Origin of the sequence: Nucisporomicrobium flavum, assembly GCF_016464385.1 — a bacterium.
In the GTDB taxonomy this organism is placed as follows: domain Bacteria; phylum Actinomycetota; class Actinomycetes; order Mycobacteriales; family Micromonosporaceae; genus Actinoplanes; species Actinoplanes flavus_A.
In genome coordinates this window covers 490,117-516,543 of record NZ_JADMLH010000002.1, presented here as the reverse complement: position 1 = coordinate 516,543, position 26,427 = coordinate 490,117, and the positions used below count along the sequence as shown (strand labels likewise).

Genomic DNA, 26,427 nt, shown 5'->3' with positions numbered 1-26,427 from the left:
ATGACCGCGCCCTTCATGACCGCGCCCTTCATGACCCAGCCTCCTCGCGCCGGCTGCCGGACGGGGTGAGCTTACCGCCGTACCCCTCGGCGATCGCGGCAGCCGCGAGCGCCGCGAACTGCGTCACGGTCAGCGCCTCGCCGCGGGCCTGCGGCGAGATTCCCGCCGCCACCAGCAGGTGCTCCGCCCGGTCCGCGCCGCCGGCCCACCCGGCGAGGGCCGCGCGAAGCGTCTTGCGCCGCTGCGCGAACGCGGCGTCGATGACCTGGAAGACGACCGTACGCGGCACGTCGGCCACCGGCTCGTGGCAGGCGAAGGCGACGAGACCGGAGTCGACGTTGGGCACGGGCCAGAAGACCGCCGGGGGTACGCGTCCCGCGGCGCGCGCGTCGGCGTACCAGGTGAGTTTCACCGAGGGAACGCCGTACACCTTCGAGCCCGGGCCGGCGACGAGCCGGTCGGCGACCTCCTTCTGCACCATGACGAGCCCGCCGCGCAGCGTGGGCAGCGTGGCCAGCAGGTGCAGCACGACCGGCACGGCGACGTTGTACGGCAGATTCGCCACGAGCATCGTCGGCGCCGGCGTGAAGAGGTCCGCGGTCACCCGCAGCGCGTCGGCCGGGTGCACAGTCAGCTTGGCCACGTCGGCCCGCTCGGCGACGGTCACCGGCAGCGCGGCGGCCAGCGCGGGATCGATCTCCACGGCGTGTACGTGCGCCGCCGCGCCGAGCAGCCCCAGCGTCAGCGAGCCCAGCCCCGGCCCCACCTCGAGCACGACGTCGTCGCCGGTGAGACCGGCCGCCGCGACGATGCGCCGGACGGTGTTCGGGTCGTGCACGAAGTTCTGGCCGAGCTTCTTCGTCGGCGCCACCCCGAGGCGCGCGGCGAGCTCCCGGATCTCCGCCGGGCCGAGCAGTGCGTCAGCCATGACGCCACAGCCTACGGCGCTGCCCCCGACCGGCCCGGAACCGCCCGGCTGCCCAAGCACGGCACCGCCCGCCCGCCCGGCCCGGCACGGCACGGCCCGGCACGGCCCCGCACGGCCCGGCACCGCCCGCCCGCCCGCCCGGCCCGGCCCGGCCCGGCACGGCCCGGCACGGCCCGGCACTGCCCGCCCGGCACGCCGGCCACCCCGCCCGGCCTGTCGCCGACCGGACGTGTGACGCGGCGTCACCGGGACAGCACGGTTGGACGCCGCACGGTAGAACGGGGGCATGACGGAGTTGCTCGAGCTGCGTGGCGTGGTCGAGGCGACACCGGACCGGGTCGCCGAGGTGCTGCTGGACGCCCGGCCGGGCGGGCGGTCACCGATCGCCGCGACCGGCTCGGCGCGCCCGGCGAAGGGCGACGAGTTCACCGTCACCCGGGACGGCAGCACGATCACCGTGACGATCGACCGGGACAACCGCTCGCTCGTGCAGCAGGGCGAGTGGTGGTATCGCGGCGTGACCAGCGTCGAGCCCGACGAACGCGGCTCGCTCGTGGTGCACCGCATCTTCAACGTCGCACCGCAGCACGGCTGGGCGGTCCGGTTCGTGTCCCGCGGCCCGATCCACGCCGCGCCGACGGCCTTCGCGAAGCTGCTCGGCGGCCTCGGCGAGCGCCTGGACTGCGCCGCGTACCCGCTGCCCGCCTGAGGCCCTATCCCCAGCTGCCGAAGACGCGCTCGCCGTTGGCGGAGATCGCCGCGCACAGCTCGTCGAGGTCCCGACCGGTGACGCCGGCGAGCGCCCGTACGGTCACCGGAATGAGGTACGACGCGTTCGGCCGCCCCCGGTACGGCACCGGCGTCAGGAACGGCGCGTCGGTCTCCACCAGCATCTGCGCCGGAGGCGTCAGCGCGGCAGCCTCCCGTAGCGCCCCCGCGCTGGCGAAAGTCACCGTGCCCGCGAAGCTCAGGTAGAACCCCTGCCGTACGCACTCAGCAGCGAACTCGGCGTCGCCGGAGAAGCAGTGCAGCACGACGGTCTCCGGCGCGCCCTCCTCGTCCAGCACCCGCAGCACGTCCTGGTGGGCGTCCCGGTCATGGATCACCAGCGCCTTGCCGTACCGCTTGGCGATGGCGATGTGCGCCCGGAAACTCGCCTCCTGAGCGGCGCGTCCCTCTTCCCCCGTACGGAAGGTGTCCAGGCCCGTCTCGCCCAGCCCGCGCACCCGCGGCTCGCCCGCCAGGGCTTCGATCTCACGCAGCGCCTCGTCCAGGTCGGCGAGCCCGGGGGCCTCGTTGGGGTGCAGGGCCACCGTGGCGAGCACCGACGGGTGCCGGGCGGCCAGCTCCGCGCCCCACCGCGACGAGGCGACGTCGACGCCGACCTGCACGAGCCGGTCGACGCCCGCCTTCGCGGCCTGGGTGATCAAGGTCTCGACGGGGTCGCCACCCGGCACACCGGCCTCGTGGATCGTGATGTCGAGGTGCGTGTGGCTGTCGAACACCGGCACGGCCAGCGGCTCCGGCGGGGGCGGGAACTCACCGGCACGCTGGGCGGAACGCTGCTTGCGGGACTCGGACGGTTGCGTGTTCATCGCCGTCCAGCATCACACATCGCATCCGGGCCACCCGGCGTTCACCCACCGTCCACTTGCGACCTCTAGGTTGCACCGGGTGACCGTGACCGATGAGGCACTCGGCACCGACCCTCTCGACCCGCCGCTGATGGCGCCGCTGCGCCGGGACCTGTCCTGGGCGCAGGTCCAGGCCATGAGCCAGTCCGCCGGGCACCAGCAGGATGCGGTGCTGCAGCGGATCCGGGCCACCGCGGCGGTACGCCGGGGCACCCGCATGACCAAGGTGCTCTCCGCGGCCCAGCTCGCCGGGCATCTGGCGGGGTGGCTGCCGTACGGCTTCTGCTACCGCGCCTGCGACATCGCCCACCTGCGCACCCCCGCCGAGCTGTCGCTGCTGCGCACCGACGGCGCCTCCGACGACTCGGTGGCGTACGCGCTGCGCTGGCGCGCCACCGACCCGCTCGACTTCGAGATCCCGATGGGCCCGGTGCAGGCCGGGCTGGCCGCCCTGCCGGCGCACTCCCGGATCGGCGCGATGGTCCTGGGCACCGGCTTCACCCCGAGCACCGACGACCTCATCCCGGAGTTCGTCACCGCGGGCTTCGCCGACCTGCCCATGCCCGCGAACGCGCAGCTGGTGGCGTACCCGGGGACGGGCGACGAGGTGGTGCTGTACACGTACCAGCCGGAGCAGCACGGCTGGCTGCGCCTGGCCGGCCCGCGCTGGCGGCACCTGCTGGAGGGCGTGCCCGGGGTCAGCCCGGACCGCGAGTACGTGCCCTGCACCGACGCCGGCTCGGCCCGCCTCATGGGCCGGATCAACGAGCACGAGTACCAGGCCGTGGCGGACCCGCCCGAGGACTTCCGGGTACGGGCGCTGACCCGGGCCGCCCGCTACCCCGTGCAGTCGCTGTGCCGCCGCGCCGAGGCGGCCCTGTGGCGCAACGTGCCCGCCTGGGTGCTTCAGCGCGACGACTCGTGGGCGCGGCTGCGGCTGGTCCGCCCGGACGCCGACGCGATCGCGGCCGTGGGGGCCCGCTGCTACGAACGCGGCGTCTACGAGGTGTGGGCGCCGGTCCGTGAGCTCGCCGACCACCACATCGCGGAGACTCCCTACACGCTGTGAGCTAGATCCAGCGGTTACCCAGCCACATCCGTGACGACCAGTCCTCGTACGGGATCAGCTGCCCCACGAAGATCGGATGGAAGTACGCGAAGCACAGCGCCACCAGCAGCACGTACACGCCCGCCACGATGGTGCCCACGAACTGGCGGTCCGTGCGCCCGGCGCCCGTGGCCACGCCCTCCGGTGGGGTCATGATCGCCCCGAGCGCGTAGACCACCGCCAGGATCAGGAACGGCAGCGCGGGCAGCACGTAGAACGCGAACATCGTCCGGCCGTCGGCCACGGCGTAGTAGAACCACGGCAGCATGCCCGCCACGACGCCCGTACCGATGGCGAGGGCCCGCCAGTCGCGGCGCGCGATGCCGAACCACAGCAGCGCGCCCAGCGCCGGGATGAACGACCACCACAGCAGCGGCGTACCCAGCAGCAGGATCTCCGCCGCGCAGCTCGGCGCGCCGCAGTCGCCCTTGCCGTTCCACGAGAAGGCGACCGGCCGGCCCAGCAGCAACCACTGCCACGGCCAGGACTGGTACGGGTGCCGGTCGGTGAGCCCGCTGTGGAACGAGTACGCCTCTTGGTGGTAGTGCACGAGGTTCAGCAACGCACCCAGGATCGGCGGCTCGCTGAGCCCGTTCGCCTGCCGGTAATGCCGGAAGTAGCCGGTGTTCGTGACGAACCAGCCGGTCCACGTGGCGAGGTAGAAGATCACCGTGAGCAGGAAGCTGAGCAGCAGGTAGCCCAGGTCACCCACCAGGCCGGGGCCGATCGCGCGGCGCACCCCGGCGGAGCGGCGTGCCTGCACCCGCCAGACGACCACCAGCAGCGCGAAGAACGGCGCGAAGAACAGGGCGCTCCACTTCACGCCGCAAGCCAGCCCGAAGGTCATGCCCCCGACGAACAGCCACCAGGGCACGATCCGCGGCCGGGAGCGCGCCGTCGCGGGGTCGTAGCCCTCCTCCAGCGCCCTGAGCCAGCGTCGCCGGTAGTGGTCGCGATCCAGCAGCAGCGCGGCGAACGTCATCAGGATGAACAGGCCGAGGAAGATGTCGAGCAGCGACGTGCGCGACAGCACGAGCTGGAAGCCGTCGAGCGACATGAGCAGGCCGGCCGTGCCGGCCAGCACGACCGAGTGGAACAGCCGGTACGCGACCCGGATGAGGATCAGGATCATCAGCGTGCCGGCGACCGCGGCCGGGAAGCGCCAGCCCAGCTCGTTGTTGCCGAACGCCTTCTCGCCGAGCGCGATCAGCCACTTGCCCAGCGGCGGGTGCACCACGTACGCGGGACCGTTGTTCTTCTCGTCCCACTCGACGCCGTGCTGCAACATGTCCCACGCGTCGGTCGGGTAGTACACCTCGTCGAAGATGTACCCCCTCGGGTGGGTGATCCCGACCAGCCGCAGGATCGCCGCTATCGCCACGATCACGCCGGTGACCAACCACGAGTACGGGTTGAGCCAGTTGTCGAGGGTGGCCAGGCGGCGGCGGACGACGGCGGGCACGAGGGACGCGCCGGCGGCCGCCCCCGTACCCGGGGCGTCGTCCGCGGGCGGCGGGCTCGCGGTGTCGGTCTCAGCTGTCGCCGAAGTCACCCCGCGATCGTAGGCTGCCCGTCCACCCGACGGCGCCTGGAGGCCGTCCCGCCGGGCGAGTGTGATGGACTCGGGTCGTGGACGAGAACGGTACGGGCCGGGTCGTGCTGGTCGGCGCGCCGCTGGGCAACGTGGGCGACGCCTCCGCACGGCTGCGCGAGGTGCTCGCGAGTGCCGACGTGGTCGCGGCCGAGGACACCCGGCGCCTGACCCGGCTGGCCCGCGACCTCGGCGTCACCGTGAACGGGCGGATCGTGTCGTACTTCGAGGGCAACGAGGAGCGGCGTACGCCCGACCTGGTCGAGGCCCTGCGCGGCGGCGCGGTCGTGGCCGTCGTCACCGACGGCGGCATGCCCAGCGTGTCGGACCCGGGATACCGGCTGGTCCGCGCGGCCCTGGACGCCGGTTTCCCGGTCACCGCCGCACCCGGCCCGAGCGCCGTGACGACCGCGCTGGCCCTGTCCGGGCTGCCCAGCGACCGGTTCTGCTTCGAGGGCTTCCTGCCGCGCACCGGTTCCGGCCGCCGGTCACGGCTGCGCGAGCTGGCCGCCGAGCCGCGCACGCTGGTCTTCTTCGAGGCGCCGCACCGGATCACCGGCATGCTGCAGGACCTGGCCGGCACGTTCGGCGAGGCGCGCGAGGCCGCCGTCTGCCGCGAGCTGACGAAGACGTACGAGGAGATCCGCCGCGGCCCGCTCGGCGAGCTCGCGACCTGGTCGGCGGAGGCCGGGCCGCGCGGCGAGATCACCGTCGTGGTGGCGGGCGCCCCGGCCGGACCCGCCGAACGCCCCGCCGACGAGGAGCTCCGCGCGGCGGTCGCGCAGCGCGAGACCGCCGGCGAGTCCCGCCGCGATGCCATCCAGGCCGTCGCCGACGCGTACGGCCTGCGCAAACGTGAGGTGTACGCGCTGGTGCACGCCGCTCAGTAGGCGACGGCCAGGAACCCGGCCAGCAGGGCGAGCGGACCGGCGAGGCTCAGCAGCAGGGCGGTACGCCGCTTCGGACGGCTCTCCAGCCGCCGGACCCCGGTCAGGCCGGCGATGCCCAGCCCGCACAGCAGCACCAGCAGGAAGCCCAGCGACCAGCGCAGGTGCACCAGCACACCGGTGGCGCCCACGTACGCCTGCCGGCTGTCGCTGCTCACCATCCGCGCGGGAGCGGTCCGCTGCCCGGGCTCGACGCCGAGCAGCGCGACGTGCTTCACGATGTACTGCCCGTCCGCCGAGGTGAAGTCACCCACGCAGCGCTGGGTGAAGCCGGATCCGGTGCACCGGCTGACCGTGGCGTCACCGTGCTGGCCATGCCCCACGGCGAGCCAGAACGGTTCCGCGCTGACCCAGGAGAAGAACGCGGCGACCAGTGCGAGCGCCAGCAACGCCACCAGGCCGCTGGCCGGGCGACGCGGCTCCTTACTCCTCCGGCGTGGCGCGCGCGGTGCCACGGGAGTCCGTACCCGGGCCGGCTCGGCGGGGCGCTCGTGCTCCTCCAACCAGAACGGGGACGTCTCCAGCAGCGCGGACGTGCGCTCGGCGCGTACCCGTTCCTGCAGCTCATGGTCCGCCCGAGCGACATCCTGCGGCGTCCGGACGGGCCGCGGCCGGCCCGAGGACTGCCCCGGCACGGCAGCGCGGTCCAGGACCACCGTCGGCCGGTCCCGCTGCGGTTCGGGCAGGATCATCACATCGGGTACGGCCGCAGCACGCGCTGCCTCCACGGCGTCCGCCGCCTCCCGGTCCCCCCGCCCCGCCTCCTCGGCGGCCTGCGCCTTCGCCGCTTCCTGACGGGCGACGTAGGTGGTCGTCGTGCCCGCGGTGTTGAACCGTTCGGCGTCGACCTCGTCGTGCTGCCGCTCGACGCCCTTCGCGGAGCCCTCGGGCTCGGCGTCGCGCGCCTCGGCGATCGCCGCCTGCGCGGCCGTGGTCTCCGCCTTCGCCGTCTCCGCGTCGGTCGCCCGGCTCGCCAGGTACGCCGGCACCTCGAAGAACGCGGTCGCGTCCTGAGCACCGGCCTCCCGCGCCGCGGCGGCCGGCTTCGGCGCGGCGTCCGGCTTCGGCGCGGAGGTCTGCGTCGTAGCGGCCGGCTTTGGCGCGGCAGCCGGCGTGGCGGCCGGATTTGGCGTGGCAGCCGGCTTCGGCGCTGCGGCCGGCTTCGGCGTGGCGGTCCGGTTCGTCGCGGCCGGTGGCCAGGCCGGCTTCGGCGCGGCTTCCTGCTTCGGCGCGGCTTCCTGCTTCGACGCGGCTTCCTGCTTCGACGCGGCTTCCTGCTTCGACGCGGCTTCCTGCTTCGACGCGGCTTCCTGCTTCGACGCGGCTTCCTGCTTCGTCTCACCTTCCGGAGCGGCGGCCGCCTTCGGAGCCGGCCTCCTCCGCGGCGGTACCGGCATCGCGACGGTGGCCTCCCGCGCGCCGGCCGCCGGTGGGGTGTCGGCGCGCCACCAGGCTCCGGTGTCCACGTCGGCCCATGACCCCGGGCCGTCCTCGGTGCGCGGCGTTTCCCCAGGTTGCGGCGCGTCTCCGGTCATGGCTCCCATTGGACTACGGCATCAGCCACCAATTGCGGAGATGACGGGCGTGTCGCCGCAAAAAGGGCGCTTGCCCGTCGGTTCGCGAGCGCGCTCCCCGACTCACTACGCTTGGTCCCCATGAGTCACGTTCTCGCCGCGGTCGCCTGGCCTTACGCCAACGGCCCGCGCCACATCGGTCATGTCTCCGGCTTCGGGGTGCCCTCCGACGTCTTCAGCCGGTACATGCGGATGGCCGGCCACGACGTGCTCATGGTGTCCGGCACCGACGAGCACGGCACCCCGATCCAGGTGCAGGCCGACGCGGACGGCGTGACGCCCCGTGAGCTCGCCGACCGCTACAACCGAGTGATCGTCGAGGACCTGCACGGGCTCGGCCTGTCGTACGACCTCTTCACCCGTACGACCACCCGCAACCACTACGCCGTCGTGCAGGAGCTCTTCACGGGCCTGCACGAGAACGGCTACATCGTCGCCAAGACCACGCTGGGCGCCATCTCCCCGTCCACCGGCCGCACGCTGCCCGACCGCTACATCGAGGGCACCTGCCCCATCTGCGGCTACGAGAGCGCCCGCGGCGACCAGTGCGACAACTGCGGCAACCAGCTCGACCCGGAGCAGCTGATCAACCCGCGCTCGCGGATCAACGGCGAGACGCCGGAGTTCGTGGAGACCGAGCACTTCTTCCTCGATCTGCCCGCGTTCGCCCAGGCGCTCGGCAAGTGGCTGGACACCCGCGACGGCTGGCGCCCCAACGTGCTGAAGTTCTCCAAGAACCTGCTGGAGGACCTGCAGCCCCGGGCCATCACCCGCGACCTCGAATGGGGCGTACCGATCCCGCTGGACGGCTGGCGCGACCGCAACGACAAGCGGATCTACGTCTGGTTCGACGCGGTCATCGGCTACCTGTCGGCGTCGATCGAGTGGGCCCGCCGCTCGGGCGACCCGGAGGCGTGGCGCAAGTGGTGGTCCGACGGCGACGCCCGTGGCTACTACTTCATGGGCAAGGACAACATCGTCTTCCACTCGGTGATCTGGCCGTCGCTGCTGCTCGGCTACTCGGGCGAGGGTGACAAGGGCGGCAAGCCGGGTTCGCTGGGCGCGCTCAACCTGCCGACCGAGGTGGTCTCGAGCGAGTACCTGACGATGGAGGGCCGCAAGTTCTCCTCGTCCCGCAAGGTCGTCATCTACGTCCGCGACTTCCTGGAGCGGTACGACGCCGACGCGCTGCGCTACTTCATCGCGGCGGCCGGCCCCGAGTCCAACGACACGGACTTCACCTGGTCGGAGTTCGTCCGGCGCAACAACGACGAGCTGGTGGCGGGCTGGGGCAACCTGGTGAACCGCTCGATCTCGATGGCGGCCAAGAACTTCGGCGCGATCCCGGAGCCGGGCGAGCTGACCGCCGAGGACCACGCGCTGCTCGAGGTGGCGAAGGCGGGCTTCGCCACGGTCGGTGACCTGATCGGCAAGCACCGCCAGAAGGCCGCGATCGGCGAGGCGATGAAGGTGGTCGCGGAGGCCAACAAGTACCTGTCGGACCAGGCGCCCTGGAAGCTCAAGGACGAGGCGTCCAAGCCCCGGATGGCCACGATCCTGCACGTGGCGCTGCAGGTCGTCAGCGACGCCAACACGCTGCTGACCCCGTTCCTGCCGCACTCGGCGCAGAAAGTCCACGAGCTGCTGGGCGGCACGGGCGTACACGCCCCGATGCCGTCGATCGTCGAGGTCGAGGACCTGGACGGCGGCCCGGCCTACCCGGTGCTCACCGGCGACTACACCCAGGGCGCGACGTGGGGGTCGGTGCCGCTGGCGCCGGGTACCCCGCTGGCGGCGCCGAAGCCGGTGTTCCGCAAGCTCGACCCGTCCGTCGTGGAGGAGGAGCTGGAGCGCCTCGGCTCCTGAAGGACCCGTCGCAGGCCCGCCGTATCCCCGGATGCGGCGGGCCTCACCACATCGACTGGCCGCCCGCCGCCTCTCACATCGTGGGCAGGCGCGGTTCCACTTGCGCGCTCATCTCCGCCCGCCGGCCTGGCAGCACCCCAGCGCTCGCACGGACCGGCCGGCGCGGATGCTGCACCGTCGGCATTGCACCCTGGACGATCGACCTGCACCTTGAGGATCGACCACCGCGAGGACGGATCGCGGGGCCCGCAACGAGCCTCGCCCCGAGGATCGCGAACGTCCGGCGATCGTGGGGCGGAAATAGGCAACGCCCCGATCGCCTGCCACGGGGGAAGCGGGCGATAGGGGCGTGCAAGGCAAAGCTTAACGAGCGTCCTTGGCGGACACAACGGGTGGCGTTACTCAAGTATGGGGAATCTTGCTGCCACAATGACCGTGCACCGTAACGGATTGACCACGCCCAGCTAGGCAGCCCTCCGGGTTGCGGCAAATCGGGCATAAGGTTATATTGGGTTTTAAGCCATTAATGTATTGGTGAATTCCGTTCGGAAAATGCTCGTCCGTGAGTCGTGAACATCACAGCAGATCCGTATCTGAAATCGCGTAACCTTTCGCGCGCAACGCATTTCGCGCAGGTCAGCGAACACGTCTCATTCCCTTGCGCACACGGTCGCCATCAGGTCAAACGCCACGGCTCACCGTTTCGGTGGAATCGCCTCCCGCGAATGGTCGTCATCTGATGGAGTGACGCCCGTCAAGATCTCCAAAGATCTTCTTAAGCTTCGCCGCGTGACATCGCAGGAGCTCCAGAACCCGATTTCCGCCGACGCCGAGATCCTCGACACCGAGGTGATCGCCGTAGCGCAGCCATCCCCGGTCTTCGTCGACTCGACCGGGCGGCGCCGGCGGGTACTGCGGCGCGTTGCGTACGGCTTCGGCGCCCTCTGCATGATGTACGGCGGACTGGTGAGCGTCAGCCTCGCCGGCGGTCCGGTCAGCTCGAGCGCGGTGCTGCCGCTGCCCGACCTGACGGACGGCGACGACGAGGCGGTCATCGCCCGGCCCACCCCCACGCCGGAGCCGGTCTCGGCCACCCCGAGCCGGCGCCCGGTCCTGGAGGTCCTGCCCCGCCGCAACGCGCCTGTCACCGGCCACGCCCTGGAGGTGCGTACCCGGCCGGCGACCTCCGCGGCCCGTCCCGCGCGGACGCCGACCCCCAAGCCCACGACGAAGAAGCCGGTCGCGCCGGGCATCCCGACGACGCCACCGGTCGAGTCGGGCACCACGAAGCCGGTCACGCCCACCACGCCGGTGACCACGCCGCCGGCGCCCGACGACACGACCCCACCCCCGGCCCCGCCGGGTACGGGCGGTACGGGCGGCGGCACCCCGGTCACCCCCGCCGACAACGACGGAGGCGCCGGCAGCGGCGGGGGCGGGTCGGCCGGGGGCGGGACCGCGGGCAGCGGCGGCACCGGCAGTGGCACCGGCGGGATCGGGGGCGGCACCAGCAGCGGCGGAACCGGGGGCGGCACCAGCGGCGACGGAGCCGGCAGCGGCGGCAGCAGCCCCGAGGAGCCGCCCGCCGTCGACGCGGCCGACACCGACGAGCCCGCCGGCACGACGGCCGACCCCGCTCCCGACACCGGCGGCGCTGACGGGGCCGGCCGGTGACAGCCCCCCGGAACCGCAACCGCAGCCGGTCCCGGCGCCGGGTGCTCCCCCAGCCCCGCGTCATGCTCGGCGTGCTGCTCATCAGCCTGTTCGTCGGCGTACTGGTCGTGCAGGCGTACATCAACGCCGAGTTCCGCGGCGACCACGTCGAGACCGAGGTCGGCGATCAGGCGGGCGTACCGCGGGCGATCCGCGAGGGCGGCCCGATCGTCAACACCACCGGCGGCCAGGAGAGCTCCAGCCGGCTGCCCGCCCGGACGATCGCGCTGACCTTCGACGACGGCCCGGACCCGGTGTGGACGCCGAAGATCCTCGACGTGCTCGAGGAGAACGACGCGCACGGCACGTTCTTCGTGGTCGGGTCCGCGGTCGCGCGGCATCCCGAGCTGACCCGCCGGATCACCGATCGCGGCAACGAACTGGGCCTGCACACGTTCACCCACCCGAACCTGCAGCGCCTCGCGCCGTGGCGGCGGCAGTTGGAGCTCTCGCAGACCCAGGTGGCCATCGCGCGGGCCGCGGACGTGCGCACCAACCTCGTACGGTTCCCGTACTCGTCGAAGCCGCAGGCCATCGACGAGGTCAACTGGAAGATCGTCAAGGAGGCCGGCGAGCGCGGCTACCTGGTCGTCGTCAACGACCTGGACAGCGAGGACTGGCAGCGGCCCGGCGTCGAGCAGATCATCCGGAACGCCACCCCGCCCGCCGACGCCGGCGCGGTGATCCTCTTCCACGACGCCGGCGGCGACCGCGCGCAGACGATCGCGGCGCTCAAGGTGTTCATCCCCCTGATGAAGGCCCGCGGGTACACGTTCACCACGGTCACCGGGGGCATGAACCGGGCCATCGAGCAGCAGCAGGCGGCGGCCGCGGGTGCGGCGCTGCCGATGCTCCCGCTCAACCCGGAGGCGGAGCCCGCCGACCGCTGGCGCGGCACGGCACTGCTGTGGACCGTACGCCTGGCCGACGGTCTGGTCTGGCTGATCGCGGGCCTCTTCCTCGTCGTGGGCCTGCTGACCATCGGGCGTACGGTGCTCCTCCTGGTGCTGGCGACCCGGCACGCCCGGCAGCGCCGCAAGAAGACGTTCAGCTGGGGTCCGCCGGTCACCGAGCCGGTGTCGGTGATCGTGCCCGCCTACAACGAGAAGGAGGGCATCGAGGCGGCCGTCCGCTCGCTCGCCGGCGGCGACTACCCGGACATCGAGGTGGTCGTGGTCGACGACGGCTCGACCGACGGCACCGCCGCCATCGTGGAACGCCTGCACCTGCCCAACGTGCGCGTGATCCGGGTGCCGAACGGCGGCAAGGCCAACGCCCTGAACACGGGCATCGCGCTGGCCCGGCACGACCTGATCGTCACCGTCGACGGCGACACCATCTTCGAACCGGACTCGATCCGGATGCTCGTGCAGCCGTTCGCCAGCCCCGCGGTGGGCGCGGTCGCCGGCAACGTCAAGGTCGGCAACCGCGACAAGATGGTCGCGACCTGGCAGCACATCGAGTACGTGATCGGCTTCAACCTCGATCGCCGGCTGTACGAGGTGCTCAACTGCATGCCCACCGTGCCGGGGGCGATCGGCGCCTTCCGGCGTACGGCCCTGGCCGAGGTGGGCGGCATCAGCGACGAGACACTCGCCGAGGACACCGACGTCACGATGGCCCTGTGCCGGGCCGGCTGGCGGGTCGTCTACGAGGAGCGGGCCAAGGCGTGGACGGAGGCGCCGGCGACGCTGGAGCAGCTGTACCGGCAGCGCTACCGCTGGAGCTACGGCACCATGCAGGCGATGTGGAAGCACCGCAGGGCGCTGACGGACTCGGGCGACTCGGGCCGCTTCGGCCGGGTGGGGCTGCCGTTCCTCGCGCTGTTCGGGGTGGCGCTGCCGATGCTCGCCCCGGTCGTCGACATCATGCTGCTGTACGGCCTGGTCTTCTGGGAGCTCAGCGCCACGGCGACGGCCTGGCTGGCCATGCTGGCCCTGCAGCTCTTCACGGCGGCGGTGGCGTTCCGCTTCGACCGCGAGCCGATGAAGCCGCTGCTGCGTCTGCCGCTGCAACAGTTCGCGTACCGGCAGCTCATGTATCTGGTGTTGATCCAGTCCGCGATGACGGCGATGACCGGCGGCCGCCTGCGCTGGCACAAACTGCACCGAGCCGGCCTGGCGGGGGTGAAGTCGGTGCCGGTCACACCGCCGATCGTGCTGCCGCAGCAGAGCGTGGCGCCGGCCATCGACACCTGGCCACCGAGCCTCGACACGGTCCCACCGCCGACCCATCCGGCGTCGGGCCGGGCCACGGCCCGCCCGGCGGTGCCGTCCCAGACCCAGATCATGAACGCCGAGGACCTCCCGTCGGCCGGCTCGCCCCCGGGCGGCGGCACCGGCCCCGTCTACACGCACGGGGCAACACCGCGCCCCCCCCCCCCCCTACCGGCCCCGGGGGGGGAGCGGGCCCACACCACATCCATCCGGCCGCTTCCCGCCCTCACCGCCGGGCGCCGCGCCCTCACCGCCGTCACCGCATCCTCACCGCCGGCGGCGGCGGGGTCAGGTGGTTGCGAGCGCGGTCTCCTTCTCCGCGAAGGGGAACACCACGTGCAGTGACGTGCCGTCGCCCGGGCGGTCGGAGAGCGCGACCGTGGCGTGGTGCGCGTCGAGGATGCGCTTGGCCACGGCGAGCCCCTGGTCGGGGCCTTTCACCTCGGACGGGTTGGCGATCGTGCCGTAGTACAGGTGCGCGAAGAGGTCGGGACGGACCCCGTCCGGCAGGTCCATGTCGTCCAGCCGCACCGTGGGACCCGATTCGATCTCGGTGCCCACGCGCACGCGTCCACCGGGCGGCGTGTACTTCACCGCGGCGAAGAGCAGGTGCATCAGGACCTGCTCCAGGCGTACGGGATCAGCGATGATCGGCAGCGCGGCACCGCCCGCGTGGTTGAGGATCCAGATCTGTTTCGTGGCGGCGATGGGCCGCACGGCCTCGACCGCCCGCTGGGTCAGCCTCGTCAGGTCGATCGGGCGCATGTGGAGGCTGTCCGCGCCGTGCCCGGCGTCCGCCATGGACGTCAGGTGGTCGAGCAGGTCGCTGAGCCCCCGCACGTGCGCCGCCGTGGCCCGGCCCACCAGATCGGCCATCTCGGGGTCGTGCACCCCCTTGTCGCCGAGCTCGGCCAGGTACGACCGCATCAGCCGCAGCGGCGCGCGCAACTGCCCGCCGACCAGCCCGGCCAGGTCGTCCTTGCGGCGCTCCAGCTCCTGCAGCCGCGCGGTGGTGTTGGCGAGCGCGACGGCGTACCGCCGCAGTTCGAGCTGCGACGTGACCTGCCGGGCCAGCGCGCGCAACGCCTGCAACTGCTCGACGTCGAGCCGCCGCGGGTGCGAGTCGACGACACAGAGCGTGCCGAGCGCGAACCCGTCGGTGGTGACCAGCGGCGCCCCGGCGTAGAACCGCACCCCGCTCTCGCCGGCGACGGCCGGGTGCCCGGCGAACCGGGTGTCCTGGCTGACGTCGGGAACGACCATCAGATCCTTCCCGAGGATCGCGTGGGCGCAGAAGGAGAGGTCCCGTGAGGTCTCGGTCAGATCGGTGCCCAGCCGTGCCTTGAACCACTGCCGGTCGGTGTCGATGAGGCTGACCAGCGACATCGGCACCCCGCACACGCTGGAGGCCAGCGCGACGATGTCGTCGAAGTCCTTCTCCGGCGCGGAATCGAGAATATTCAGTTCGTAGAGAGCGGCAAGCCGATCGGCTTCGTTCGCGGGCAAGGGCGCTTGCATGACGGTCACCTCCGAGGCTGCCTCCAGAGATACCACCCATAAGTAGCGGGGCTCACAAATCGCTCAATTCGCTCCCGAGCATCCACGCCACGCCCTCACCAGGCGGCAGATCAGGAGCGGCAGCCTGGCGACCGACAGCCTCCGATGCGCCGAGCCCTCACACCGGCCTGTGGCACACCGCCTCGATGTTGTTCCCGTCAGCGTCGAAGGCGAACGCTCCGTAGTAGTTCTCGTGGTACTCCGGCCGCAGCCCGGGCGGCCCGTTGTCCACCCCGCCCGCATGCAGAGCCGCAGCATGGAACGCATCCACCGCCGCGCGGTCGGCCGCCGTGAACGCCACGTGCACCCGGTGGGACGGCTCGCGAACCGCCAGCCAGAAGAACGGCCGCCCGCTGTCGTCGCCGAAGCCGACGAGCTCGGGCGCCTGGCTCACCACCTTGAGGCCCAGCGGCCGCAGCGCGTGCTCGTAGAAGAACCGGCTCTCGTCGAGGTGGTGCACCCCGAGAACGACATGATCGATCATCGCTCCCCCTTCCAGCGGTGGACGTCGAGCACGCGGGCATCGACCGTGCGTGGACATCGACCGTATAGCGCGGGTACGACACTTCCTCCGATCTCTGCGCCGAGCGGTGCCAGCCATGCGCCGAGCAGGCCCGGCGAGCCGAGGAGCTCAGTACGCCCCCAGCAACCCCCCGGCATGGCTGACCTGCACCGTATGCGTCACGCAGTCGTCCCCGTCGATCATGTGCAGCAGAAACCCGGTCGGCTCGGCCACGTACCCGGGCGGCGCGTCGGAGCTCAGCAGCAACCCGGACTGCCGCCACGTGCTCGGCGCGATCGTCATCACACTCCCGCCGAACGCCGCCGTGATCGGCCGGTGCACATGACCGGCCATGATGCGCGCCACGTTGCCGTGCTCGGCCACCACGTCGCGCAGCCGCTTGCCGTCCAGCAGGCGCATCCCGTCGAGGAACGGGATACCGATCGGCATCGGTGGGTGATGCAGCCCGATCAGGGCGGGCAGTCCGGGGCGCGCCGCGAGCACCCCGTCCAGCCAGTCGAGCTGCTCCTCGCCCAGCCGCCCGGCCGGCGACCCCGGGATGAGCGAGTCGAGCGCGACGAACGTGAACTCCGGGTACTCGACCGAGTAGTAGGGCTCACCGCCGAACGCCCTGATCATCGCGTCGCGGTCGTCGTGGTTGCCGGTCGTCAGGTGCAGCGGCAGCGGAAAGTCGCCGATGACCTCTTTGAGCGCCGCGTACTCCTCTTCCCGGCCATGGTCGGTGAGGTCGCCGGTGACGACGACGCAGTCGGGCCGCGGATCGAGGGCCATCACGCGCGCGAGGGCGAGCTGGAGCCCGGCGGCCGGCCCGCCGCCCAGCGGCCCGGTGGTCAGATGCGAGTCGCTGAGCTGAGCGATGAAGGAGGTCATGCCGTCATGTGATCCGGCGGGGCGGGGGCCGGTCAATCGATCGGTCAAAAGCCCTACAACGTCAACATCAAGACATTGACGGTACGCCGTAAGCATGATGCATTTGAGGCCGCGGCGGGACGCTACCCGCTGGTGTCCACGTACAGACAGAACGGGTGACCGTCCGGATCGAGCATGACCCGTACGGTGTCCTGCGGTTGATGGTCCGCTTCCGTGGCACCGGCCTCGGTGGCGAACCGGACGGCCTTCTCCAGATCGGGCACCTCGATGTCGAGGTGCATCATCATCTGCTGCTTGTGGGATTTGTTCGGCCAGGTGGGCTGCTCGTAGTCGGGTGAGCGCTGGAAGGCCAGATACTCGACGTGGTCGCCGAGCGGCGCCAGGGCCACGAAGTCCGGCCCCTCCTTGACGATCTTCCAGTCCATCAGCGCCGAGTAGAACTCCGCCAGGGCGAGCGGATCGGGAGTCTCGAGCACCACGCCCCACATGTGCGATGAGTTTCGTCCCAGCATCCGTGCAGTCTGCCCGGCGGCATGCCCCGGCGCACCGTGCCGCGCAGGCTCTTGGCTGTATCGATATGTCGCAATGATCATCTCCGTCCGGAGCGTCACGCCCTGCCGCCTCCCCGGGCCTCCGCCGAGCGGCCGCGAGGCCGCCATCGCGACGGCGGCCGAGCAGCGGCGAGGCCGCCATCGGGACGGCCGTCGAGCAGCGGCGAGGCCGCCATCGGGACGGCCGTCGAGCAGCCGCGGGGCGCATCACCGAGCCGCCGCTGGGGCGCTCGGAAGATCCGCTCCTCGGATGCAACCCGGGTCCCGCTGCGGGATCGCGCCACCCCGCCGATGTGCGGGGCCATGAACGAGAACCTGATCCTCGTGGCCGAGGACGACCCGGACCTGCGCGACATGATCACGTACACGCTGGAGCGTGCGGGCTACACCACGGTCGGTGCCAAGGACGGCAGCACCGCGGCGCGCATCATCCGGGTCGCCCACCCGATCGGCATCGTCACCGACGTGCGCATGCCGGCCCTCAACGGCATGGAGCTCTGCCAGCTCGTCCGCCAGGACCCGGAATCCCGCAACGCCGCGGTCCTGATGGTCTCGGCCAACAGCCATCTCCACGACATCAACGCGGGCCTGCACTCGGGCGCCGACGGCTACCTCCCGAAGCCCCTCTCCCCGCGCCGCCTGGTGGCGGAACTGGAGGGCCTGATCGCCCGCCGCAAGCTGACCGGCTCCTGACCGGCCCGGAGGCACCAGACGGAGAAGGCCACCTCCGCTGACGGAGATGGCCTGAACTCTCGGGGTGGAGCTGTGGGGATTTGAACCCCAGACCCCCTCGATGCGAACGAGGTGCGCTACCAGACTGCGCCACAGCCCCCCGGTCCCGTAGGACCGCAGCAAGGCTAACAGGTCTCCGGCCGGCCCCGCGAATCGCCCTCCCGTGTCGCGCCGGGAAGATCTCAGGCCGGGTAGGAGCTGCCTCGGCCGCCGGCTTCGTAGGCCCGGCCACGGAGTCCTCCCGTACGCCGGTAGGACACCGAAGCGCCGTTGACCGCGGCCGGCAGGTCGGACGGGTCGCGGTCCAGACCCAAGGCAGTCCGGCGTACGGCTTCCTTCTGCGCGGCCAGCCGGCGTTGCGCTTCCCGGCGTGCCGCCGCGCGGCGGGCCTGTTCCCGGCGTACCTCAGCCTGCCGCGCAGCGAGCCACGCCGCCTCCCGTGCCTCGATGCGCCGGCGGCGGCGGTCCGCGATCGCGCGGTTGCGCAGGTGCACCAGGTACGCGCCGAGCAGCGCGGCGGTGACCGCGAAGCTGATCCAGAACCCGGGACCGACGGCGAGCACACCCACCAGCTCGATGAGGTTGAGCAGCAGCAACGCGGCGAACACGCGACGCCGGCGGACAACGGCCGGCGTCTGGCGGCGTACGGGTGGACGCCGCCGCGCGGGCCGGCGCGAGCTGACCACCCGCAGCCGCCGGGCGGGGGGCGCGGAGACGGGCGCGCCGGAGACCGGGGCGACCGGATCGCGCCCGGAGCCGGCGGGGGTGGCCGCCACCGGCGCAGCTTCACCCGTTAGGGTCCGCGACGTAACCATGTACTGGCGGCCAGGGTTGACCGGTCGGCGTCCGGGCACAGTACGGCGCCGACGGCGGCGCTGCAGCACCCGAGCCGTCGACGACGCCCGCTCCGCGGCCAGGCGCTCGGTCGCGTCGTACCGGCGGACGAGCGCCGGCGCGAGGGCGAGCAACCCGGCCGCGGCGAGGACGGCGAGGAGCACCGAGGTCGGCACCCTCACCCCTCCCGTCAGCCTCGAACCGTGCCGGGCGGTCGCCGCCCGGTCACGAAAAAGTCGCAATCTCCCCGAGATTACGGGCGAGAGCTGCGGATACCGACGCGGCGCGCCGGTCCCGTAACGTCCTGATGATCAATTCGTCGGCGCAGGACCGGATCGGCCCTGCTCACTCCCACCCCCGCGGGCACGCCCCGAACCCCTCCCCGCAGGCCCCCGGACACGGTCAGCACCGCGGCCAAGCGACCGATCAGACGGACCGACCGGCCCGCGGCCCGGCTTGCCCGGCTTGGACCCCCGCGGCCGGGCTTGGACCCCCGCGGCCCGGCTTGGACCCCCGCGGCCCGGCTTGGACCCCGGTCGGGTTACTGCGCCGCCGCGCGCAGTCGCCGCCACCGTGCGACGAGCCCGCCCTCGGCGGCCACCTCTTCGCTGGTCATCGCATACCCGAGGTGGTCGCGCCACGCGCCGTCGATGTGCATGTACCGCGGGTGGTACGCCTCCTCGCGGAACCCCAGCTTCTCCACAACCCGCCGGCTCGGCCCGTTCTCCGGCCGGATGTTGATCTCGACGCGGTGCAGGCCGCCCGCCCCGAACGCGTGGTCGACCGCGAGCGCCAGGGCCGTCGGGATCACGCCGCGGCCGGCGACGCGGGAATCGACCCAGTAGCCCACGTACGCGGAACTGAACGCCCGCCGCACGATGCTGCCCAGGTTGATGTGCCCGACCAGCTGTTCCTCGCCGGCGTCCTGCCGCAGGCAGACGGCGAACGGCATGCTGTCGCCGCGCCGCGCGGCCCGTTTCATGTCGCGGTACACGTACATGTAGGCGCGCGGGGAGTTCATCTCGGCCCACGGCCCGGGCGGCGCCGATTCCCAGGGGCTGAGCCAGGCCTGGTTGGCGATGCGGACCTCGGACCAGGCGCGGGCGTCGCTGCGCCGGTAGGGCCGCAGGAGCACGGGTCCGTCCGCCAGGACGGCAGGCCATCCGGGCGTGGACCCCAGCATCATCGCCTCCGGTCGAGCAGCAACACGTCGACGGTCGACCCGGCAGCCGCCGCGGTGACCCGCTCGCCGAGCACCAGCAGACCGTTGGCTTCGGCGAGGCCCGACAGAGTGTACGGCCCACCGGCGAGCGGCTGCACGGTGTAGCCGCCGCCGCGCCGTTCCGCTACATGCGCAGGCCGGAACTCGCGTAGCCCGCCCGGCGACGACACAGTCTCCAGAAGGTGGGCCTTGACGCTGGGCCGGAAGACCGGTTCGGCGCCGGCGAGCAGTTGGATCACCGGCCGGGCGAGCACCTCGAAGCCGATGAGGGCGGCGCCGGGCTCCCCGGGCAGGCAGACGACCGGCACTTCCTCGCCGCCGACCGTGCCGAAGCCGAGCGCCGCGCCGGGGCAGAGTGCGACGTCGGTGAACTCGACCGCTCCCCGTCCCGGGTCACGCCGGGACAGAACGCGGCGCAGCATGTCGCCTGGTCCCGTACCCGTGCCCCCGGTGGTGATGATCAGGTCGGCCCGCAGCGTCTGGTCCTCGAGCAACCCCCGCAAGCCTTCCGGGTCGTCGTCGCAGATGCCGATCCGGTACGCGAGCGCGCCCGCCTCCACGGCCGCGGCGGTGAGCGCGTGCGAGTTCGCGTCCACAACCTGTCCGGGCTGGCTGGGCCGCCCCACGTCGACCAGTTCGTCGCCGGTGGCCACCACGACGACGCGAGGGCTGGGCCGGACCACGACGTGCCCGATGCCGGACGCGGCGAACACCGCGACCATGGCGGGCGTCACGTACGAGCCGGCGGCGGCCAGGACCCGGCCGACGGGCAGTTCGTCGCCCGCCCGCCGGACCCCGGAGCCACGCTTCGGCGCATGCATGATCTCGACCGCCGCCATGCCCTGGTCGGTCCAGTGCACGGGTACGACGACATCGGCGCCGATCGGCAGCGGCGCGCCGGCCGCCACGGAGAAGCAGGTCCCCGGGGTCAGCCGGACGGGTCGCCAGCTGGCCGCGCCCAGATCACCGACGACGTTGAGGCGTACGGGTCGCAGCCCGCCCTCGAACGCCCCGAACGACGGGTGCGAGCCGATCCGCCCGGCGGCGGCGAGGTCCTCCCAGCGGGCCGCGTACCCGTCGATCGCGGCCTGGTCGAAGGCCGGGTACGGGTGCGGGGCCAGCACGTCGTTGGCGAGGACGTTGCCGTGCGCCTGGGTGAGGTCGAGGTCGAGCGGAGGCAGCGCCCGCAACCTGCGCAGCACGCTGCCCAGGTATTCGGCGAGAGGCATCAGCTCGTTGGCGGCCGCCTCGGCATCGGCCGTGGCCGTCATCCCTTCGCACCGCCGGCTTCCGTGGCCACGAACTCGCTCAGCCACTGCCGGAAGTCGGCGCCCAGGTCGGGGCGCTTGGCCGCGATCTGCACGACCGTCTGCAGGTAACCGAGCGGCATCCCGGTGTCGTAGCGATGCCCGCGGTAGACGATGCCGTGCACCGGAACGCCGTCGGCGAGCAACTGAGCCATGGCGTCGGTCAGCTGGATCTCCCCGCCGCTGCCCGGCTTGGTGTTCGCGATCGCCTCGAAGATCGCCGCCGGCAGCACGTACCGTCCGACCACGGCGAGGTTGCTGGGCGCTTCCTCCGGTGCGGGCTTCTCGACCAGCCCGGTGACCTTGACGATGTCCTCGCCGCGGCCCTCCTCCGGAGCGACGGAGGCGATGCCGTAGCGGTTCGTCTCCTCGGGCGAGACCTCGATGAAGGCAAGCACGATGCCGCCCGTCTCGGCCTGCAGGTCCAGCATCGCCGGGAGCAGCGGCTGATCCTCGTCGACGAACTCGTCACCGAGCAGAACGGCGAACGCGTTGTCGCCGACGTGCGAGGCGGCCACACCGACGGCGTGGCCGAGACCGAGGGCCTCACCCTGCCGGCAGGTGTAGATGTCGGCGAGGTCGCTCGTACGCCGCACGGCGGCGAGCCGTTCCGTGTCGCCCTTCTCCTCGAGCCGCGCCTCGACGTCGGGCCGCCGGTCGAAGTGGTCGACCATCGACGTCTTGCCACGGCCGGTCACGAGCAGCACATCGGTGAGGCCCGCGGCGGCGGCCTCCTCCACGATGTACTGGAGGACCGGACGGTCGACGACAGGCAACAACTCCTTCGGGACAGCCTTGGTGGCCGGCAGGAATCGGGTGGCGAGCCCGGCCGCGGGAATGACGGCCTTCACGGCTCGACGGCCGGTCGCATGCGCCTGCGTGGACATCTGAGGTCACCGCACCTTCGCTGAGTTCTGCCCGGACATGCCGCGAGACTATCGGCCACGGCCCTGCCGCGGCGGCTGTGGCCCGCCGGACGCGCCCGTCACCGATCCCGGATGATCCATTTGCCCGTCCCGAACCCGCCCCGAAACTGACGCGTCCGTCACACCGCCCGGGCCCGCACCGCCGCCGGGTGTTCGGCGCCGCGAACCATCGATGTCGTCGGGCAACACGCGCATCGAATGCGCCGCATCGCTGTCTGTGCCCTGCTGCGTACCGCCGGACCCGCCGTCGCCTGCGCGACCGTCTCCGGCCCTGCCGTCCACGGCCCTGCCGTCCACGGCCCTGCCGTCCACGGCCCTGCCGTCTCCGGCGGCGCCGTTTTGCGCAAGGCCGTCCCCCGGGCCTCCGTCGCCGGCCGGGCCTACCTCGCCATTGTCCGCGCCCCCGGCCCATCCCGCAGCGCCGCCGCTGGACACCGGAGCCGTCCCCGCATCGCCGCCCGCGCCCCCAGCCCGAGCCTGAACGTCACCACTCACCCTGCGCGGCCCACTCATCACCCGCACCCTGTCGGCCAGGCGGTACGTGTCCCGCCCCGCACTCTTCGCCGCGTACAGCGCATCGTCTGCCGCCTCGAGCACCTGCTGAGCATTCACGCCGTGCTCCGGGTACACGGCGATGCCGATGGAGACGCTGATCGAGATCCGCTCGACGACCGCCGACCCCGAAGGATCCAACCGCCGGCCGTCGACCGGTACGGGAACCTGCCGCACCGCCGCTCCGAGCCGCTCGGCCACGACGATCCCCCCGTACGCGTCGGTCTCCGGCAACAGCACGACGAACTCCTCACCGCCCTGCCGGAACGCCACGTCGACCTCGCGCAGCCCGAGCCGGATCCGTCGCGCGAACTCGCTGAGCACCGCGTCGCCGGCCGCGTGGCCGTACGTGTCGTTGACCTCTTTGAAGTGGTCGAGGTCCAGCACGAGCACGGTGAGCATCCGCCGGAACCGGCTGGCCCGTTCCACCTCGCGGCGCAACGACTCCTGCAGGCACCGGTAGTTCCACAGCCCGGTCAGCGGGTCCGTGAGCGAGAGCCGCTGCGCCTCCTCGTGCACCCGTACGTTCTGCACGGCGATCCCGGCCTGCCCCGCGAACGTCCGCAGGGTGAGCAGGTCGGCGTCGTCGAACTCGTCGGAGCCGAGGCGGTCGTACAGGGCGAGCACGCCGAGGGTGGCGGGCTGCCCTGCCGACTCCCGCTCGCCGGGCACCAGCGGATCCCCCACGGTCGCAGGCGCGCAGATCGGCACGGCCACGTACGTCTTGCAGACCGGCTCACCCGCGGCTCCCTCACCGAGCCTGCAGACCCCCCGCCGCGCTTCCCCACCGGCGGCGACGGCACCGAGAATCCCCTGCCCCAGCCGTACGCGAAGAGAACCGATCTCGTCCGTCGGCACGTCCCACGGGCCGGTCAGCCCCTCGGCGCACCGCGCGACGAGGCAGTTCTCCTCGGGATCGATGAGCAGAACGACGCCCGCGCGGGCACCGGTCGCGGACAGCGCGGTCTGCAGGATGACCTGGAGGATCCGGTGCAGATCGTGCGTGCTGGACAGCGTGTCGCCCAGGATCGCCAGGTGCCCGCGGAGCTGATCCCGGCTCGCGGTCAGCGCCTGCACGTACGTCTGCAACTCCCGCGTCATCCGGTTGAACGTCCCGGCCAGCTGCCCGATCTCATCGTCCCGCCCGACCGGCACCCGTACGCCCAGTTCCCCGTCAGCCACCTTCCCGGCTGCCCACGCGAGCTCGGCGAGCGGCCGGGTGGTGGACCGCGCGAGCCATCGCGCCGCCACGATCGCGATCCCGGCGACTGCCACCACCGCCACGAGCAGCACGGCGTAGAGGACGGTCGGCTCGCTTCCGGGCACAGTGACCACCAGAGGCAGGGGCTGCCCGGGAGAAGCTTCGACCTTCCTCGCGTACGGGCCCCGCGCGGAGGCTTGCAGGCTGACGGCAGCGCCACTCGTACCGCCGAGCCGAGAGATGAAGGCCCCGTCAACCCGCTCGGTGGCGGCCACAGTGACATCCCCCTGTACGGCGTACGCGGCTACGGCCGTGATAGGCGTGGCGTCGTCGGCCGCCTGCCCAGCCGCGCAGTCCCGCTCGCCCTCATAGCCCTCGGCAGGAAGGGCCGCCATTCCGGCCATCCCCCCGAGAACAGCTGCGCTGCCTACCCTCTCTGCGCTGGTGGGGCTGTGTCCGCCGGCTTCCGGTACGCCGCCTGTCGGGACCTCGTTGGCGGCCGCAGCCTGTCGAGGTCTTGCGCTCTCGGTGGGGCGCCCCTGGTTCTCGCCGCCGGGGGCACCGGGGCCTCCCGTGATTCGTACGTCGGCGGCCAGTCCCCGGGTGACCATCTGCTCGGCGGCAACCTGCCGATCGTCCGGCGGCAGCACCGCCACGGCGTCCGCGACAGCCTGAAGCTGCCGGCACATGGCTCCCATCGCCGTGCGTACGGTCGTTGCGGCATGATCGAGCCGCTCGACCGTCCGGTCCCGGCTCACCGTGGCGACGGTCATCCCGATGAAGAAGGATCCGAGCAGAACCGGGCCGAGCACGACCACCAGGAAGGCAGTAGTGAGTCGGCCACGCAGAGTCACACGTCCTCCTGGAAGTGGCCTTCTTTTCCAGCGATGCTGACATAGTGCGCACCGTTTGCCGGTCTTCCAAAGGGGGTGTTGCATGGCCGATTTGACCCGTGATGCACAAAGATCTAGAGCCGAGAAGGTAGCCCTCCGCAACCACCTGCTCGCAGCACGTAGATCAAAACCGCCGGAAGCCCTCGCCTCGGCAGCAACCGCGGTCCACGAGGCGCTCACTTCCCTCGTCCGCCAGGAGTCACCCACGGTTATCGCCGCCTATGTCCCGATCGGCTCGGAGCCGGGCGGCCCGGAGCTACCCGAGGTTCTACGCGAAGCACTGCCATCGACCTCCCTGCTCCTACTTCCTGCGCTACTGGCAGACGGTGATCTGGACTGGGTCCGCTACGAGGGCCCCGCCTCCCTGAGCCGCGGTCCACGCGGACTCCTCGAACCCACAGGACCCCGCCTCGGCCCTCCGGCGATCTCACGAGCCGACTTCGTGGTCGTCCCCGCCCTCGCAGTCGACCGGCAAGGCGTACGCATGGGCCGCGGCGGAGGCTCCTACGACCGCGCCCTCGCCCGCGTGGACCCCACGGCTTTCACCGTCGCCCTGCTGCACGACGGCGAGCTGCTCGATACCGTGCCCTCGGAGCCCCACGACCGCCGCGTACGGGCCGTCATCACACCTGCGGAGGGGCTCAGTGCGACGCCGGACTGGACGAAATAAACTCCGATGACGCAGCATTGGCACTCTGAGACGGCGAGTGCCAAGCCCTGAGTATCGACGCGGAGGACCAGTGCCCACGTACCAGTACGCATGCACGGAGTGCGGGGAGCAGCTCGAGAGGGTGCAGTCCTTCTCGGACCCGGCGCTGACGGAATGCCCCGCCTGCAGCGGCAAGCTGCGCAAGGTCTTCAACTCCGTAGGGATCGTCTTCAAGGGCTCCGGCTTCTACCGCAACGACTCCCGCTCCGGCAGCGTGAGCACGGACAAGCCGTCGTCCTCGACGACCTCCACGGACGGCAAGTCGGACTCGTCCTCGACGACGTCCACGACCCCGGCCGCAGCCTCGACACCTTCATCGTCGCCCTCCTCCTCTTCGTCGTCGACGACCTCGTCGCCGGCTGCCTCAACCGCTTCCTGACCCCGAGGCCGCGCGACCCCGAGGCCGCGCGACCCCGAGGCCGCCCGGCTGGGTCACATCACCGGCCGCCTGGCCGGGGCCGCAACCCGGCCGCCGGCCGCGGGCCGCAACCCTGCCGCCGGCCGGGGCCGCAACCCTTGCCGCCGGCCGGGGCCGCACCCTTGCCGCCGGCGGGGGTCGCATCCCGGGCGCCTGGCCGGGTCGCCTTCCTGGCGCTGCCTTCGCTGACGGCGGCCCCGGTCGTCAACCACGCCCGCCGTGAACCAGACGCACCGGGGCTCGCCCCAGCGCGCCTGCGGAGCACTCGGCCGGCTGCTCGCCGCAGGTCACGGCTGTTGTCGACCACGCGGCAGCTTTTGCCCCAAGATCGGTCAGGACCGCGATGGACCTTCGGGCCGGCCGTCGATCCGCCACGCCCTTTCTACCGGGCTCGGCCCTCTCGACCGCCGGTTATCCACAACGCGCGGGTATCCACAGCCGCCCCGACGCCCGCCCCCGGATTTGCCTAGCTTCATCGCGTGCGGCCGACTCAATCCCAGAAACAGACCAGCGATGTCCTCGACCCGGTACGCCGGCGCAGGCCGGGAAGATCAA

Annotated in this window: 22 protein-coding genes and 1 tRNA gene; 9 read left to right on the top strand and 14 right to left on the bottom strand. The window is 72.1% G+C overall.

All coding sequences use genetic code 11. The annotated features are described in order from the left end of the window. Positions 1–28: 28 nt before the first annotated feature. Complete coding sequence (gene rsmA / locus IT780_RS06635; RefSeq protein ID WP_199510497.1) at positions 29–928, bottom strand: 16S rRNA (adenine(1518)-N(6)/adenine(1519)-N(6))-dimethyltransferase RsmA; 900 nt, start codon at positions 926–928, stop codon at positions 29–31. Positions 929–1,214: 286 nt separating this feature from the next. On the opposite strand from rsmA, the gene IT780_RS06630 reads away from it, so the two are divergent. After that, a complete protein-coding gene (locus IT780_RS06630) occupies positions 1,215–1,637 on the top strand; it encodes a hypothetical protein (protein WP_199510496.1) in 423 nt (140 codons plus the stop codon). 4 nt (positions 1,638–1,641) lie between these two features. Here IT780_RS06630 and IT780_RS06625 read toward each other — a convergent pair whose 3' ends face one another. After that, positions 1,642–2,523 (bottom strand): TatD family hydrolase, encoded by an 882-nt coding sequence (locus IT780_RS06625; protein ID WP_199510495.1) that lies wholly within the window; start codon positions 2,521–2,523, stop codon positions 1,642–1,644. A 79-nt stretch (positions 2,524–2,602) separates the two neighbouring features. On the opposite strand from IT780_RS06625, the gene IT780_RS06620 reads away from it, so the two are divergent. Then, positions 2,603–3,631: a hypothetical protein gene (locus IT780_RS06620; protein WP_199510494.1), complete on the top strand. Its 1,029-nt coding sequence runs from the start codon at positions 2,603–2,605 to the stop codon at positions 3,629–3,631. Between the two features lies 1 nt (position 3,632). On the opposite strand, the gene IT780_RS06615 is transcribed toward IT780_RS06620, so the two are convergent. Continuing rightward, entirely contained in the window at positions 3,633–5,222 is a 1,590-nt protein-coding gene (locus tag IT780_RS06615) for a dolichyl-phosphate-mannose--protein mannosyltransferase (RefSeq protein ID WP_199510493.1), read from the bottom strand. Between the two features lie 77 nt (positions 5,223–5,299). Here IT780_RS06615 and rsmI point away from each other — a divergent pair, with 77 nt between their 5' ends. Further along, positions 5,300–6,151 carry a 16S rRNA (cytidine(1402)-2'-O)-methyltransferase gene (rsmI, locus tag IT780_RS06610; protein ID WP_199510492.1) on the top strand — a complete coding sequence of 284 codons (852 nt, stop codon included), beginning with the start codon at positions 5,300–5,302 and terminating at the stop codon, positions 6,149–6,151. Here the strand turns inward: rsmI and IT780_RS06605 are convergent. Beyond that, positions 6,145–7,743: a hypothetical protein gene (locus IT780_RS06605; protein ID WP_199510491.1), complete on the bottom strand. Its 1,599-nt coding sequence runs from the start codon at positions 7,741–7,743 to the stop codon at positions 6,145–6,147. The two genes, rsmI and IT780_RS06605, sit on opposite strands and share 7 nt — an antisense overlap. A 120-nt stretch (positions 7,744–7,863) precedes the next feature. Between IT780_RS06605 and metG the strand changes: the two genes are divergently transcribed. The 3 genes from metG to IT780_RS06590 all read left to right on the top strand — a co-directional run bounded on the left by metG (position 7,864) and on the right by IT780_RS06590 (position 13,922). After that, positions 7,864–9,648, top strand: coding sequence for a methionine--tRNA ligase (metG, locus tag IT780_RS06600; protein ID WP_199510490.1), 1,785 nt, complete (start codon positions 7,864–7,866; stop codon positions 9,646–9,648). 789 nt (positions 9,649–10,437) lie between these two features. Next, the gene (locus IT780_RS06595; RefSeq protein ID WP_199510489.1) at positions 10,438–11,322 is read left to right on the top strand and encodes a hypothetical protein; all 885 of its coding nucleotides are present in this window, start codon (positions 10,438–10,440) and stop codon (positions 11,320–11,322) included. Continuing rightward, positions 11,319–13,922, top strand: coding sequence for a bifunctional polysaccharide deacetylase/glycosyltransferase family 2 protein (locus IT780_RS06590; RefSeq protein ID WP_307831071.1), 2,604 nt, complete (start codon positions 11,319–11,321; stop codon positions 13,920–13,922). The genes IT780_RS06595 and IT780_RS06590 overlap by 4 nt, the downstream gene beginning before the upstream one ends. Here the strand turns inward: IT780_RS06590 and IT780_RS06585 are convergent. The 4 genes from IT780_RS06585 to IT780_RS06570 all read right to left on the bottom strand — a co-directional run bounded on the left by IT780_RS06585 (position 13,866) and on the right by IT780_RS06570 (position 17,039). Next, a complete protein-coding gene (locus IT780_RS06585; protein ID WP_199510488.1) occupies positions 13,866–15,095 on the bottom strand; it encodes a GAF domain-containing sensor histidine kinase in 1,230 nt (409 codons plus the stop codon). The genes IT780_RS06590 and IT780_RS06585 overlap by 57 nt on opposite strands. A gap of 157 nt (positions 15,096–15,252) precedes the next feature. Continuing rightward, positions 15,253–15,618 carry a VOC family protein gene (locus IT780_RS06580; RefSeq protein WP_199510487.1) on the bottom strand — a complete coding sequence of 122 codons (366 nt, stop codon included), beginning with the start codon at positions 15,616–15,618 and terminating at the stop codon, positions 15,253–15,255. 147 nt (positions 15,619–15,765) lie between these two features. Beyond that, a complete protein-coding gene (locus IT780_RS06575) occupies positions 15,766–16,527 on the bottom strand; it encodes a phosphodiesterase (protein ID WP_199510486.1) in 762 nt (253 codons plus the stop codon). 122 nt (positions 16,528–16,649) lie between these two features. Beyond that, positions 16,650–17,039: a VOC family protein gene (locus IT780_RS06570; protein WP_199510485.1), complete on the bottom strand. Its 390-nt coding sequence runs from the start codon at positions 17,037–17,039 to the stop codon at positions 16,650–16,652. 342 nt (positions 17,040–17,381) lie between these two features. Here IT780_RS06570 and IT780_RS06565 point away from each other — a divergent pair, with 342 nt between their 5' ends. After that, positions 17,382–17,771, top strand: a complete 390-nt coding sequence (locus IT780_RS06565) for a response regulator transcription factor (protein WP_199510484.1) — start codon at positions 17,382–17,384, stop codon at positions 17,769–17,771. Positions 17,772–17,836: 65 nt separating this feature from the next. Here IT780_RS06565 and IT780_RS06560 read toward each other — a convergent pair. The 6 genes from IT780_RS06560 to IT780_RS06535 form a co-directional block, all read right to left on the bottom strand. Next, positions 17,837–17,910, bottom strand: a tRNA-Ala gene (locus IT780_RS06560). 82 nt (positions 17,911–17,992) lie between these two features. Next, on the bottom strand, positions 17,993–18,826 hold the full coding sequence (sepX, locus tag IT780_RS06555; protein ID WP_199510483.1) for a divisome protein SepX/GlpR: 834 nt from the start codon (positions 18,824–18,826) through the stop codon (positions 17,993–17,995). 359 nt (positions 18,827–19,185) lie between these two features. Continuing rightward, complete coding sequence (locus IT780_RS06550) at positions 19,186–19,830, bottom strand: GNAT family N-acetyltransferase (RefSeq protein WP_233412271.1); 645 nt, start codon at positions 19,828–19,830, stop codon at positions 19,186–19,188. Beyond that, positions 19,827–21,137 (bottom strand): molybdopterin molybdotransferase MoeA, encoded by a 1,311-nt coding sequence (locus tag IT780_RS06545; RefSeq protein ID WP_199510481.1) that lies wholly within the window; start codon positions 21,135–21,137, stop codon positions 19,827–19,829. The genes IT780_RS06550 and IT780_RS06545 overlap by 4 nt, the downstream gene beginning before the upstream one ends. After that, a complete protein-coding gene (locus IT780_RS06540) occupies positions 21,134–22,060 on the bottom strand; it encodes a UTP--glucose-1-phosphate uridylyltransferase (RefSeq protein ID WP_199510480.1) in 927 nt (308 codons plus the stop codon). The genes IT780_RS06545 and IT780_RS06540 overlap by 4 nt, the downstream gene beginning before the upstream one ends. Before the next feature lie 48 nt (positions 22,061–22,108). Beyond that, the gene (locus IT780_RS06535) at positions 22,109–24,706 is read right to left on the bottom strand and encodes a diguanylate cyclase (protein ID WP_372443617.1); all 2,598 of its coding nucleotides are present in this window, start codon (positions 24,704–24,706) and stop codon (positions 22,109–22,111) included. Between the two features lie 82 nt (positions 24,707–24,788). Between IT780_RS06535 and IT780_RS06530 the strand changes: the two genes are divergently transcribed. Beyond that, positions 24,789–25,415, top strand: a complete 627-nt coding sequence (locus IT780_RS06530) for a 5-formyltetrahydrofolate cyclo-ligase (protein ID WP_199510479.1) — start codon at positions 24,789–24,791, stop codon at positions 25,413–25,415. A gap of 70 nt (positions 25,416–25,485) precedes the next feature. Then, a complete protein-coding gene (locus IT780_RS06525) occupies positions 25,486–25,833 on the top strand; it encodes an FmdB family zinc ribbon protein (protein WP_199510478.1) in 348 nt (115 codons plus the stop codon). Positions 25,834–26,427 lie beyond the last annotated feature (594 nt).

Coding starts and splice junctions, on each gene's coding strand:
- IT780_RS06545 (WP_199510481.1), bottom strand. CDS start 21,137: ATGACGGCCACGGCCGATGCCGAGGCGGCCGCCAACGAGCTGATGCCT.
- IT780_RS06605 (WP_199510491.1), bottom strand. CDS start 7,743: ATGACCGGAGACGCGCCGCAACCTGGGGAAACGCCGCGCACCGAGGAC.
- IT780_RS06550 (WP_233412271.1), bottom strand. CDS start 19,830: ATGATGCTGGGGTCCACGCCCGGATGGCCTGCCGTCCTGGCGGACGGA.
- IT780_RS06530 (WP_199510479.1), top strand. CDS start 24,789: ATGGCCGATTTGACCCGTGATGCACAAAGATCTAGAGCCGAGAAGGTA.
- IT780_RS06580 (WP_199510487.1), bottom strand. CDS start 15,618: ATGATCGATCATGTCGTTCTCGGGGTGCACCACCTCGACGAGAGCCGG.
- IT780_RS06630 (WP_199510496.1), top strand. CDS start 1,215: ATGACGGAGTTGCTCGAGCTGCGTGGCGTGGTCGAGGCGACACCGGAC.
- IT780_RS06585 (WP_199510488.1), bottom strand. CDS start 15,095: ATGCAAGCGCCCTTGCCCGCGAACGAAGCCGATCGGCTTGCCGCTCTC.
- IT780_RS06565 (WP_199510484.1), top strand. CDS start 17,382: ATGAACGAGAACCTGATCCTCGTGGCCGAGGACGACCCGGACCTGCGC.
- IT780_RS06575 (WP_199510486.1), bottom strand. CDS start 16,527: ATGACCTCCTTCATCGCTCAGCTCAGCGACTCGCATCTGACCACCGGG.
- rsmA (WP_199510497.1), bottom strand. CDS start 928: ATGGCTGACGCACTGCTCGGCCCGGCGGAGATCCGGGAGCTCGCCGCG.
- metG (WP_199510490.1), top strand. CDS start 7,864: ATGAGTCACGTTCTCGCCGCGGTCGCCTGGCCTTACGCCAACGGCCCG.
- IT780_RS06625 (WP_199510495.1), bottom strand. CDS start 2,523: ATGAACACGCAACCGTCCGAGTCCCGCAAGCAGCGTTCCGCCCAGCGT.
- IT780_RS06570 (WP_199510485.1), bottom strand. CDS start 17,039: ATGCTGGGACGAAACTCATCGCACATGTGGGGCGTGGTGCTCGAGACT.
- IT780_RS06540 (WP_199510480.1), bottom strand. CDS start 22,060: ATGTCCACGCAGGCGCATGCGACCGGCCGTCGAGCCGTGAAGGCCGTC.